10 protein-coding genes are annotated in these 12,027 nt (G+C 67.8%); 5 read left to right on the top strand and 5 right to left on the bottom strand.

Annotated elements, in window-relative coordinates; all coding sequences use genetic code 11:
- Nucleotides 1-12: 12 nt before the first annotated feature.
- Together ACH413_RS16310 and ACH413_RS16305 are read left to right on the top strand one after the other, a co-directional pair.
- Nucleotides 13-1,449 (top strand): CCA tRNA nucleotidyltransferase, encoded by a 1,437-nt coding sequence (locus ACH413_RS16310; protein WP_360047507.1) that lies wholly within the window; start codon nt 13-15, stop codon nt 1,447-1,449.
- 95 nt (nt 1,450-1,544) lie between these two features.
- A complete protein-coding gene (locus ACH413_RS16305) occupies nt 1,545-1,799 on the top strand; it encodes a LuxR C-terminal-related transcriptional regulator (RefSeq protein ID WP_360047506.1) in 255 nt (84 codons plus the stop codon).
- On the opposite strand, the gene ACH413_RS16300 is transcribed toward ACH413_RS16305, so the two are convergent.
- Nucleotides 1,728-3,068, bottom strand: a complete 1,341-nt coding sequence (locus ACH413_RS16300) for an MFS transporter (protein WP_360047505.1) — start codon at nt 3,066-3,068, stop codon at nt 1,728-1,730. The two genes, ACH413_RS16305 and ACH413_RS16300, sit on opposite strands and share 72 nt — an antisense overlap.
- 237 nt (nt 3,069-3,305) lie before the next feature.
- On the opposite strand from ACH413_RS16300, the gene ACH413_RS16295 reads away from it, so the two are divergent.
- Nucleotides 3,306-3,884, top strand: coding sequence for a YqgE/AlgH family protein (locus ACH413_RS16295; RefSeq protein WP_360047504.1), 579 nt, complete (start codon nt 3,306-3,308; stop codon nt 3,882-3,884).
- An 18-nt stretch (nt 3,885-3,902) separates the two neighbouring features.
- Here ACH413_RS16295 and ACH413_RS16290 read toward each other — a convergent pair whose 3' ends face one another.
- The gene (locus ACH413_RS16290) at nt 3,903-4,307 is read right to left on the bottom strand and encodes an SdpI family protein (protein ID WP_360047503.1); all 405 of its coding nucleotides are present in this window, start codon (nt 4,305-4,307) and stop codon (nt 3,903-3,905) included.
- A gap of 249 nt (nt 4,308-4,556) precedes the next feature.
- Here ACH413_RS16290 and leuS point away from each other — a divergent pair, with 249 nt between their 5' ends.
- Nucleotides 4,557-7,334 (top strand): leucine--tRNA ligase, encoded by a 2,778-nt coding sequence (leuS, locus tag ACH413_RS16285; RefSeq protein WP_360047502.1) that lies wholly within the window; start codon nt 4,557-4,559, stop codon nt 7,332-7,334.
- Between the two features lie 21 nt (nt 7,335-7,355).
- Here the strand turns inward: leuS and ACH413_RS16280 are convergent, their stop codons facing one another.
- Nucleotides 7,356-7,949: a hypothetical protein gene (locus ACH413_RS16280; RefSeq protein WP_360047501.1), complete on the bottom strand. Its 594-nt coding sequence runs from the start codon at nt 7,947-7,949 to the stop codon at nt 7,356-7,358.
- A 73-nt stretch (nt 7,950-8,022) separates the two neighbouring features.
- On the bottom strand, nt 8,023-8,745 hold the full coding sequence (locus tag ACH413_RS16275) for a TetR/AcrR family transcriptional regulator (RefSeq protein WP_360047500.1): 723 nt from the start codon (nt 8,743-8,745) through the stop codon (nt 8,023-8,025).
- Nucleotides 8,746-8,857: 112 nt separating this feature from the next.
- Between ACH413_RS16275 and ACH413_RS16270 the strand changes: the two genes are divergently transcribed.
- A complete protein-coding gene (locus tag ACH413_RS16270) occupies nt 8,858-10,981 on the top strand; it encodes an MMPL family transporter (RefSeq protein ID WP_360047499.1) in 2,124 nt (707 codons plus the stop codon).
- Here ACH413_RS16270 and ACH413_RS16265 read toward each other — a convergent pair.
- Nucleotides 10,912-11,994, bottom strand: coding sequence for a hypothetical protein (locus ACH413_RS16265; RefSeq protein ID WP_360047498.1), 1,083 nt, complete (start codon nt 11,992-11,994; stop codon nt 10,912-10,914). The two genes, ACH413_RS16270 and ACH413_RS16265, sit on opposite strands and share 70 nt — an antisense overlap.
- Nucleotides 11,995-12,027 lie beyond the last annotated feature (33 nt).

Here is a 12,027-nt window from a genome sequence, read left to right as displayed (position 1 = left end):
CGCTGGTTTCTCGTGTCTCGATCGCTCCAGCAGAATGCGGTGGTGGAAGCTCCCGCAATTACACCAGTCGTCGCTGAGCTCGCCGCTCGGTTCGCAGCCGAGGGCAAGCGCCTCTACCTCGTGGGTGGAAGTGTGCGCGACGCCGTGCTGGGGCGCCCGACGAACGACTTCGACTTCACCACGGACGCGCGACCTGCGGAGATCCAGAAGCTGCTGAGCGGCTGGGCCGAGGCGCAGTGGGACACCGGCATCGCCTTCGGGACGGTCGGCGCGTCGAAGCACGGCGAGATCATCGAGATCACGACCTTCCGCGCGGACGTCTACGACGGCGTCACCCGCAATCCCGAGGTGACGTTCGGCGACAACATCGACGGCGACCTGGTCCGGCGCGACTTCACGGTCAACGCGATGGCGTACGACATCGCGGCGAGTGAGTTCGTGGACCCGACCGGCGGCCTCCAGGCGGCGCGGGACGGCGTGCTGGACACGCCGGCGACCCCGCAGGAGTCGTTCGGCGACGACCCGCTGCGCATGCTGCGCGCCGCCCGGTTCGTCTCCCAGCTCGGCTTCGCCGCGGCGCCCAGGGTGATCGAGGCGATGCGATCGATGGCAGGCGAACTCGCCCGCATCACGCCGGAGCGCGTGCAGGTGGAGCTCTCGAAGCTCCTGTGCGGCGCGCACCCGCGCCGCGGCATCGAGCTCATGGTGGAGACCGGGCTGGCCGACATCGTGTTGCCCGAGCTCACGGCCATGAAGCTGGAGATCGACGAACATCATCAACACAAGGACGTCTTCGACCACTCGCTGGTTGTGCTGGAACAGGCAATTGATCTTGAAGAAGTTGATCAATCACCCGATCTGGTGCTGAGGATCGCCGCGCTCCTGCACGACATCGGCAAGCCGGCGACCCGGAAGTTCGAATCCGGCGGCGGCGTCTCGTTCCACCACCACGAGGTCGTGGGCGCGAAGATGGTCCGCAAGCGCTTGCGGGCGTTGCGGTACTCGAAGGAGATCACCGAGGACGTCGCGAAGCTCGTCTACCTGCACCTCCGCTTCCACGGGTACGGCAACGGCGAGTGGACCGACTCGGCCGTGCGCCGGTACGTGACGGACGCCGGTGACCTGCTGACGCGGCTGCACAAGCTCGTCCGTGCCGACTGCACGACCCGCAACAAGCGCAAGGCGAACCTGCTGAAGCGGACCTACGACTCTCTCGAGGAACGCATCGCGCGCATCGCGGCCGAGGAAGACCTCGCGCGCGTACGCCCGGACCTCGACGGCAACGAGATCATGAAGCTGCTCGGCCTGGCGCCGGGTCGTGAGGTCGGTGCCGCGTGGAAGTTCCTCAAGGAACTCAGGCTCGACCGGGGGCCGCTGGACCGCGACGAGGCCGAGGCCGCGTTGCTCGACTGGGCGCGCGAACAGGGCATCACCCCGCCCGCTCCGTGACGCATAGTGAGTGAATGGAATCCCCGCGTTAGCGAAGTGTCAGCGCGGGGATGCACCATGGGACGTGCGCTAGGGGGCGCATGGGGGTGGTGCAGATGTTCACTTGGGGACTTTCCGCAGGTCCTGCCGTACGGGACCTGGACGTCCTGACCGACGACCAACGGGCCGTGCTGAGGTGTCTCGCGCGTGGTCACGCCGACCACGAGATCGCGCGGGTGCTCAGCATCGGGCAGCAACGCGTGGCCGACGAGGTGGCCGACATCCTGGTGCGCCTGGAACTACCCGATCGTGTGGCGGCTGTCGTCTTCGCGCACGAGGCCGGCATGTTGCACCTGCCGTTTCCGCGCTGACAGGAGCAGGTAGGCGGCCATGCCGACCAGGTAGAGGCTCGCGGCGACGAGGATCAGGCCGGGCGAGCGTCCGTCCAGGGGGATCACCGTCGCCGTGATGGTCACCGCGGTGACCTGCGCGATGTTGAAGAGGGTGTCGTAGAGGGCGAACACGCGCCCGCGCACCTCGTCGCCGACGTCGTGCTGCACCGCGGTGTCCACGCAGAGCTTGACGATCTGACCGGCGAAGATGATCACGAAGCTGGCCATCAGGATGGACGGCAGCGTCATCGGCAGCCCGAGCCCGACCTGGGCCGCGGCCGTGAGCAGCAACGCGCCGCAGATCGTTCGCTTGACGCCGAACCTGTCGACGATCCGGTCGGTCAGGATCCCGGCGAGCAGCACACCCGCGCCACCGGCGACCGCGACCTCGCCGAGCCCTCCGATGCCGGCCTTGAGGATGCCGACGTCCTCCAGGCTGTAGCGCATCAGCAGCAGCGTGATCATCAGGCTCATGCCGAACGCCGCCCGGTGCGCGAGCAACGCGGCCAGGCCGGCCGTGACGCTCGGCGTGCGCCAGGTGGCCTTGGCGCCGTCCAGCAGCCCGCGGGCGACGGCCGTGATCGCGTTGTGCGGCTCGTCGACCTCGTCCGGCCCGAGCACGCCCGGCTTGAACCGGCTGGCGATGAACGCGCTGAGCAGCAACCCGACCATCGCGATGCTGGTGGTCCACGCCGAACCGCCGTCGCCGGCGCCGAGCAGCGTGCGGAACCCGATCGCACAGGCGGCGCCGATCACGGCCATGACCGCACCGGCCGTCGTGGTCAGCGCGTTCGCCTCGACCAGGTGATCTTCGTCGACGACGTGCGGCAGTGACGCGGACAGCCCGGAACCGACGAATCTGCCGATGCCCATGACGACGAGCGCGGACACGTAGAGAGGCAACCCGCTCAGCCCCGCACCGACCGCCAAGGCCGTGAACAGCACGAACGTGGCCCGCGCGATGTTCGCGACGACGATGACCTTCTTGCGGTCCCACCGGTCGAGCAACGCGCCCGTGAACGGTCCGATCAGCGAGTACGGCAGCAACAGCACCGCGAACCCGGCCGCGATCGCCGCCGGATCGGCCTGCCGTTCGGGGTTGAAGAGCACAGCGCCGGCGAGACCGGCCTGGAAGAGCCCGTCGCCCCACTGCGAGGCGAGCCGGGTGGCGAGGAGCCTGCGGTAGGCGGGGATGCCGAGGAACCGGCGTGATCCCCAGTGGTGCTTCTCCACCGCAAGCGTTGTCACCGTTGCACTCTATGCGCGTAGTGGTGAAAACCACGAAAGCCGGACCTCACGGTCCGGCTCTCTTGGATCGGATGCCAGGTCGCCTCACGGCGCGGCGCACTACGCGGCTCCAGCCGAACGGTATTCCGCGAAGGCGGTTGTCTGTTGAGCCCGGGGGACACAAAGACATCCGACACCTGAGTCTAACGGGACGCGGGCCTGAGTTGTTCCGGCGATCACGGGTGATTTCATGGTGACGTGCGTCCCGATGACGAAGTCGAAGTCGAGCCAGGCTCCCTGTTGGTAGCCGCTCCGAGCCTCAACGACCCGAACTTCACACGCACCGTCGTCTACATCATCGACCAACGTCCAGAGGGGACCCTCGGCGTCGTGCTGAACCGCCCCTCCGAGATGGCGGTCTACGACGTGCTGCCACCGTGGGGCTCCCACGTCACGAAGCCGCAGTGCATCTACGTAGGCGGCCCGGTCGAACAGAAGACGGCGTTGTGCCTGGCAGCGTTGAAGGTGGGCACCGATCCGTCCACCGTGGAGGGACTGGTCGGCGTGCAGGGCCCGGTCGCCCTGGTGGACCTCGACGCCGAACCGGAGGACCTGATGCCGCTGGTACGAGGCCTGCGGGTGTTCGCGGGCTACAGCGGGTGGGGCGAGGGCCAGCTCCAGGGCGAGATCGACCGCGGCGACTGGATCGTCGTGACCGGCCTGGCCGACGACGTGCTGGTCGGCGCGAACGTCGACCTGTGGGGACGGGTGCTGCGCCGCCAGGGCATGCCGCTGGCGCTGCTGTCGACCTACCCGAAGGACGTCCGAGACAACTGATTCACGTGAAACGTCGGATTACAGCCCCGCGAGCGGGGAGCAGCCGCCGCCACCGCAGGCGCACCCGCCGCAGCCCTTCGGCTTGACCGGCTCGGGCAGCGCCTCGGCCGCACGGCTACCGACGAGCCCACCGGCGAAGGCGATGGTGAGCGCGCCGATCAGTCCGATGATCCCAGCGGTGACGGCCAGGTCGGCCATGACGAACGCCATCGCGCCCGACACGATCGCCACGACACCCGCGGCGACGTTCGGCACCCCGGCGACGCGGTTGGCCAGCGCGAACGTCTCCTCGTCACGCACGGCGGCGGCGGTGCGCACGCCGACGAAGCGGTTGCGGCGCAGCTTGCCCTGCAGACCCAGCAGACCGACCGCGCCGAGAGCGACGCCGAGCACACCCAGGACGACCGACAGCACGATGTTCACTCCATGAGGGTAAGACGGGACCGGGGTTCAGCTCTCGGTCACCCCGGTCTGATGTGCCGCAGGCCACCGCCGGTTCATCGCGCTTGCGGTCCGCTGATACCGTTGACGACATGAGCACGGCCCGCCTGCTCCTTATCTAGCCGCGACGACCTGATCGCAAGACGGTCGGCGCGGCCGCCCTCCATGCCCTGTCTGGGCTGGGGGGTTTCGTCATGTCAGGGGCAGGAACGACGTGAGAGGGACCTTGAAATGAGCACGGACGCGGCGGAGATTCCCGCCTACCGCTACACCGCCGAACTGGCGAACCAGATCGAGGAGCGGTGGCAGCGGTACTGGGAGGACCACGGCACCTACCACGCGCCCAACCCCGTTGGAGCGCTCAAGGGTGACGTGCCCGCGGACAAGCTGTTCGTGCAGGACATGTTCCCGTACCCGAGCGGTGCCGGCCTGCACGTCGGCCACCCGCTGGGCTTCATCGGCACGGACGTCTTCGCGCGGTACCACCGCATGAACGGCCGCAACGTGCTGCACACCATGGGTTTCGACGCGTTCGGCCTGCCCGCGGAGCAGTACGCGGTGCAGACCGGGCAGCACCCGCGCAAGACCACCGAAGAGAACATCGACACGTACCTGCGTCAGATCCGCAGGCTGGGTCTGGGCCACGACGAGCGTCGCCGGATCTCGACGATCGACCCCGAGTACTACAAGTGGACTCAGTGGATCTTCCTGCAGATCTTCAACTCCTGGTACGACGTCGACGCGCGCAAGGCTCGTCCGATCGCCGAGTTGATCTCCCAGTTCGAGTCTGGAGAGCGGGACGTCGAGGGTGGTCGCAAGTGGTCTGAGCTGTCTTTTGCCGACCAGCAAAGGATCTTGGGCGAATTCCGGCTGGCCTACATGTCGGAGGCGCCCGTCAACTGGTGTCCCGGACTGGGTACTGTGCTGGCGAACGAAGAGGTCACCGCGGACGGTCGCAGTGAGCGTGGCAACTTCCCGGTGTTCAGGAAAAGCCTGCGCCAGTGGATGATGCGCATCACCGCGTACTCGGACCGGCTGATCGACGACTTGGACCGGCTGGACTGGCCGGACAAGGTCAAGGCCATGCAGCGCAACTGGATCGGGCGCTCGCATGGCGCCCGAGTCCGATTCGCGGTGGGAGACGAGAGCATTGAGGTCTTCACGACCCGTCCGGACACGCTGTTCGGTGCGACCTACATGGTCCTGGCACCGGAACACCAGCTGGTGGACCAGATTGCGACGCCCGATCGCGTGGCAGACATCGCCGCGTACCGGCGCGCAGCGTCCCTGAAGTCCGAACTGGACCGTCAGGAGAACAAGGAGAAGACCGGCGTCTTCATCGGGGCATATGCGACAAACCCGGTGAACGGCAAGGAGATTCCGGTCTACATCGCCGACTACGTGCTGATGGGCTACGGCACGGGCGCGATCATGGCCGTGCCCGGCCAGGACCAGCGCGACTGGGACTTCGCCGTCAAGTTCGACCTGCCCATCATCCGCACGGTCCAGCCGTCCGAGGGCTTCGAGGGCGACGCCTACACGGGCGACGGACCTGCGGTGAACAGCGGGTTCCTGGACGGCATGGCGATCGACGACGCCAAGAAGACGATGATCGGCTGGCTGGAGGAGAACGACCACGGCCACGGCACCGTCCAGTTCAAGCTGCGCGACTGGCTGTTCAGCCGCCAGCGCTACTGGGGCGAGCCGTTCCCGGTCGTCTACGACGAGGCCGGCACCGCCATCGCGCTGCCAGAGTCGATGCTGCCGATCGAACTGCCCGAGGTCGACGACTACTCGCCGCGCACCTTCGACCCGGAGGACGCGAACACCGAGCCGTCGCCGCCGCTGTCACGTGCCACCGAGTGGACGACGATCGAGCTGGACCTGGGCGACGGCCTGAAGACGTACCGCCGCGACACGAACACCATGCCGAACTGGGCGGGTTCGTGCTGGTACCAGCTGCGCTACGTCGACCCGGTCGAGACCGAGCGGTTCGTCAACCCGGAGAACGAGAAGTACTGGCTGGGCCCGCGCACGGCCGAGCACGGCCCGACCGACCCCGGCGGCGTCGACCTGTACATCGGCGGCGTCGAGCACGCGGTGCTGCACCTGCTGTACTCGCGCTTCTGGCAGAAGGTCCTGTTCGACCTGGGCCACCTGTCCGGCGACGAGCCGTACCGCCGCCTGTTCAACCAGGGCTACATCCAGGCGTACGCGTACGTCGACCCGCGCGGCGTCTACGTGCCGGCCGACGAGGTCGTCGAGGCCGATGGCAAGTTCACGTACAACGGCGAGGAAGTCCGCCGTGAGTACGGAAAGATGGGCAAGAGCCTGAAGAACGTCGTCACGCCGGACCAGATGTGCGAGACGTACGGCGCCGACACCTTCCGTTTCTACGAGATGTCCATGGGCCCGATGGACGTGTCCCGCCCGTGGGCGACCAAGGACGTCGTCGGCGCGCAACGCTTCATGCAGCGTCTGTGGCGCAACCTGGTCGACGAGACCGACGGCTCGCTGCGCGTCACGGACGAAGAAGCGTCCGTAGAGGCACTGCGCCTGCTGAACAAGACGATCGCCGGCGTGCACGACGACTACGCCAACCTGCGCTACAACACGGCGGGCGCGAAGCTGATCGAGCTGAACAACTACGTCACCAAGCACTACGCGTCCGGCACGCCCCGCACGCTGGCCGAGGCCCTGGTGCTGATGCTGGCTCCGCAGGCCCCGCACGTGGCCGAGGAACTGTGGTCGAAGCTGGGCAACGACGGCTCGCTGGCGCACGGCCCGTTCCCGAAGGCCGACGAGCAGTACCTGGTCGAGGACACGGTCGAGTACCCGATCCAGGTCAACGGCAAGGTCCGCTCGCGGATCGTCGTGTCGGCGTCCGCGTCGCAGGACGAGATCAAGGCCGCGGCGCTGTCCGAGGAGAAGATCGCCGAGCTGGTCGCCGGTGGCGAACCGCGCAAGGTGATCGTCGTCCCCGGCCGCCTGGTGAACATCGTTCTGTAGCAACGAGGAGGGCCGGCGTGGCTACAGCTGCGCCGGCCACGACTCGGGTGCTGGGCCGAACGCACGCCGGGCTGTTCTGACGGCGATAGCGGCCATGGCGGCGTTGGCGCCAGCGCCGATCAAGGCACCGATGCCGAACGGGACCACACGTCCGAGGACGACGACTCCCTGCCGGGTGCCGTACTTAGTGATGAAGTTCGGCGCCAAGACCTTGTTGATCCGCTTCAGGGTCGCCGTGGGCACCGCTTTGACGAACTGGCGCGCCCAGTGCTGACCGGTGCGCTCGGCCATCTTGTTGATGGTCTTGGAACCGGACTCACCGAGCAGGATCCCCAGCACCAGGGTGTGGCGGCGTTCGATCTCGTCGAGCGTGACCCCGTGGACCTCGGCGACCGAGAGCACGAACAGGGCGCTCAGTTCGAATGACGTGAGCAGCTCGCCCGCCGACAGCGCCAGCGCGATCCCGGTGCCGACGCCGGGCGCGGCTGCGGCACCTCCGACTGCGGCCCCCGTGCTCGCCAGGGTGCTGACGTAGATCTTCTCCAGAGTGCCGATGACCTCTTCGGGCGTCGCCTCCGGGTTGCGCTCACGAGCGCGGGCGATGTTCTTGCGCACCAGCGGCGTCTGCAGGCCGATGGCCTTGTCCAGCAGGTCGAGGATGGCTTGGCCTGGTCCGCCCGGCGCTACATCACTGAACCGCCACGTCCTCGGCGAACCCGATGTCCGACAGCATCTGGTCCAGCATGGTGTCGAACATCGGCTCCGGGTTGCTCACCGCGAACGGGAACCGCCCGAACACCTCCAAAGCCACGTGCCCGTACAACCGCACCCACGACTGCACGACGTGGTAGATCTTCCCGAGGTTCAGGACCGAGTCCGACAGCGTCACCCCGTGCTCGGCCACCGCGTCCCGCAGCACCTGTTGAAAACGAACCAGGTCCTCGTGCAGCACAGTGGGCACCGGCGAGTCCGCGTGGTTCGCCGCCTGATTGGACGCAATCAGCGGGCCGGCCAGCTGGAGGAACACCGACCCGAACTGGTCCGCGCCGATCGGGTCCCGCGGTGACGCGAACACCAGGGCGAACTCCTGCGGGTGGGCCAGGGCCCAGCGGCGGAACGCGTGGCACACCGCCCTCACCTTGCATCCGACCTGGCCTGACGTCTCCGCGGCGAGGTCGGCGTACAGCGCTGCCGCCATGTCCGCGCAGATGTCGTCGCAGAGCTGTCGCAGCAGCGCGTCGTGCGAGTCGTAGTAGCGGTACAGCGCCGGCGCGGTGATTCCGAGTTTACGTGCAATCGCACGCAGGGTAACCGCGTCGCGGCCGCTCTCCACCAAAAGGGCGCGGGCCGCTTGCCGAATCTCACGCTCGGTTTCGGCGCGGAGTCGTTCTCGGCGAGTGGCCTCGGTCATATGTCACTCCATCGGGTTGTAGACCCCGTCCACGGCCCCGTACGGTTTCAGTGAACGGTGTTTACAAGAGTTCACGGGATTTACAGAACGGTAACCCAGGAGGCCGTCGCCGATGTTCGCGAAGTGGGGCTCGATCGCATATCGCCGCCGGTGGGTGGTGTTGGTCGCGACGGTGCTGCTCGCCGTGGTGGGCGGCATCTGGGGGCTGGGGGTGTTCGACAAGCTCAGCCAGGGCGGCTACGAGGCTCCCTCCAGTGAGGCGGCGCGGGCCGACAAGGTAGCCGAGGAGGCGTTCGGGCGGCAGAACGGTGACGTGATCGTCATTTATCGCGGCGATTTCGCGAACCCGCTCGAACTCAAGAAGATCGCCGACCACATCAGCGGCTTCCCGAAGGACGACGTGCTCAAGGCCGTCGGGCCGGTGCCGTCGGACGACAAGCAGCAGGCGCTCGTCGCCATCACGCTGAGCAGCGGTGACTCGAACGAGCAGATCAAGCAGTTCCAGGACATCCAAAAGCAGCTCAAGATCGACGGGTTCAGCGAGCAGGTCGGCGGGCTCGTGCCCACCCAGAAGGCCATCAACGACATGTCCCAGGAGGACCTGACGCGCGCGGAGATGTTCTCGCTGCCGCTGGTCCTGCTGCTGCTCGTGATCATCTTCGGTGGCCTGGTCGCAGCCAGCCTCCCGGTCGTCGTCGGCGGTCTCGCCATCATGGGTGCGCTCGGTGTGCTGCACGCGGTCGCGCTTTTCGCCGAGGTCAACTCGTTCGCGGTCAACGTCGCCTCGCTGCTCGGCCTGGGCATGGCGATCGACTACGGCCTGTTCATGGTCGGCCGGTTCCGCGAGGAACTCGCCCAGGGCCGCACGACCGAACAAGCCGTCGGACGCACGGTCGCCAGCGCCGGCCGCACCGTCGTCTTCAGCGCGACGCTGCTGGTCATCGCCCTGGCCGGACTGCTGCTCTTCCCGCACGGCTTCCTGAAGTCCCTCGCGTACGGCGGTGTGTCGTCGGTCGCGATCGCGGCGCTGGTCTCGGTCACGCTGCTGCCCGCGTTGCTCGGCGTGCTCGGCCACCGGGTCGACAAGCTCGCCATGCCGTGGCGCAAGAAGGAGCCCAGCGAACGCGGCTGGCGCAAGCTCAGCACCAAGGTCATGAAGCGACCGGTGCTGATCGCCGTGCCGATCATCGGGGTGCTGCTCGCGCTCGGCTCGCCGTTCCTCGGCGTGCAGTTCGGCCAGGTCACCGAGAAGGTCCTGCCCGAGGGCAACGCCGTGCGCGTGGCCACCGAGAACATCAACCAGAACTTCTCCGCGCTCTCCAACACCGGCTTCAAGATCGTCGTCAAGGGCGGTGACCAGGCCGCGGTCCAGGAGTACCTGGGCAAGGTCAAGGACGTGCCTGGCATCGGCGAGGTCCAGCCGACGGGCGCGGACAAGGGCGTCACGGCGGCCATGGCCGGTCTGGAGCACGACGCGCTCAGCGACGAGTCGAAGCAGGCTCTCAAGGACGTTCGCGCGATCACCCCGCCGAACGGCGCCGAGGTGCTGGTCGGCGGCAACACCGCGACGGTCAGCGACTCGCTCGACGCCATCGCGGACGGGCTGCCGTTGATGGTCACGCTGCTGGTCGGCGCGACGCTGATCCTGATGTTCCTGGCGTTCGGCTCCGTCGTGCTGCCGATCAAGGCCGTGCTGATGAGCGCGCTGTCGCTCTCGGCGACGTTCGGCGTGCTCGTGTGGATCTTCCAGGAGGGTCATGGCGCCGACCTCCTCGGCGTGACGCCAGGACCGTTGGAGTCCGGCATCGTCGTGCTGATGGCGGCCATCGTGTTCGGTCTGTCGACGGACTACGAGGTCTTCCTGCTCAGCAGGATGGTCGAGGCCCGCGGCCAGGGCGCGACGACGGAAGAGGCGGTGACCACCGGCCTCGCGAAGACCGGCCGGGTGATCACCTCGGCCGCGCTGCTGCTGATCGTGGTGACGGGTGCGTTCGCGTTCTCGCAGGTCGCGATGATGCGGTTCGTCGGCGTCGGCATGATCCTGGCGTTGGCGCTCGACGCCACGATCGTCCGGATGCTGCTCGTGCCCGCCGTGCTCAAGCTGCTCGGCAACGCCGCGTGGTGGTCACCTGGCCCGCTCAAGCGGATCCAGGAACGCCTCGCGCTTCACGACGAGCCGGTGGACGACTTCGACGACTTCGACGACGAGGTCCGCAAGCCGGTCCCCGTCGGCTGACCGGGCGGGAAGGCGATCATGGCCGCGTCGAACTGGCGCGGCCTCGCCTCCTGCAGTTCGCCCGTCTTCATCCGGTACGTGGTCAGCACCGCGTTCGTGCTGTCCAGGACCGTCGTCGTCGTGCCGGTGGCGAGGAAGACCCTCGTGTCCCCCGGTGCGATGGCGACGCTCGGCGAGTCGATCCGCAAGCGTTCGCGCACCGTCATCGTCGCCGCGTCGACGACCACGACCGACCGTTCCTTCGGCAGCGTCAGGTAGACCGTGGCGCCGTCCGGGGTGACGGCGATGCTGCCCGCTCCCCTGCCGGACTCCAGCGTGCCGACGACCTGGTTCGTGGCCGTGTCGATCACCGTCAGCGTGCCGGGCGTCTTGTCGCCGAGGCGCATGCCGCTCACGTAGAGGCGCTTGCCGTCCGGTGAGATCGCCAGGTGCTGCGGCAGCCCGCCGACCTGCACCGTCGACGTCTGGAACGCCGTCGCCGTGTCGACCAGGCCGACCGTGCCGTCCTGGGAGTTCGCGACGTAGAGGATCTTGTTGTCCGGGTGGACGGCGAGGCCCTGCGGCTGCCCGCCCGCCTTGATCACCGCGACCATCTGGAAGTTCTCGGGGTTCACCACGGCGATGCCGCCCGCGGCCGAGACGTAGAGCCGCTGGCCGTCCGGGCGCATCGCCGCGTGCGAGAGCTGGACCTGGGTGAAGAGCCGATCGAGGATCTCGCCACTGCTCGGGTCGACCACGGTGATCGCGCCGGTCCACCCGTTGATCACGTAGAGCCGGCGTCCGTCGGGAGAAACGGCGACACCCGTCGCGCGGCCCCCGGTGTCCGCCTGCACGAGAACGGCACCGTTGCGGGTGTCCACGACCTGCACGAGACCGGTCTTGCCCACCACGTACGCGAGCGGTGCGACCGATGCCGAAGAAGTGGTTGTGTACTCGTGCCCTTGGTGAACACCCGTCGCCGCGAAGGCCGCTGAGAGCGCTATAACCGCGGCCACGAGGCGTGGCTTTGCCATACGCCCGATGGGACCACTTCCGGGTGCTTTCGA

This window comes from Lentzea sp. NPDC020367 (assembly GCF_044387305.1).
Classification (GTDB): domain Bacteria; phylum Actinomycetota; class Actinomycetes; order Mycobacteriales; family Pseudonocardiaceae; genus Lentzea.
Note: the sequence above shows the minus strand (reverse complement) of the source record. Positions and strands in the feature narration are given on the sequence as shown.

Coding starts and splice junctions, on each gene's coding strand:
- leuS (WP_360047502.1), top strand. CDS start 4,557: ATGAGCACGGACGCGGCGGAGATTCCCGCCTACCGCTACACCGCCGAA.
- ACH413_RS16270 (WP_360047499.1), top strand. CDS start 8,858: ATGTTCGCGAAGTGGGGCTCGATCGCATATCGCCGCCGGTGGGTGGTG.
- ACH413_RS16265 (WP_360047498.1), bottom strand. CDS start 11,994: ATGGCAAAGCCACGCCTCGTGGCCGCGGTTATAGCGCTCTCAGCGGCC.
- ACH413_RS16305 (WP_360047506.1), top strand. CDS start 1,545: ATGTTCACTTGGGGACTTTCCGCAGGTCCTGCCGTACGGGACCTGGAC.
- ACH413_RS16275 (WP_360047500.1), bottom strand. CDS start 8,745: ATGACCGAGGCCACTCGCCGAGAACGACTCCGCGCCGAAACCGAGCGT.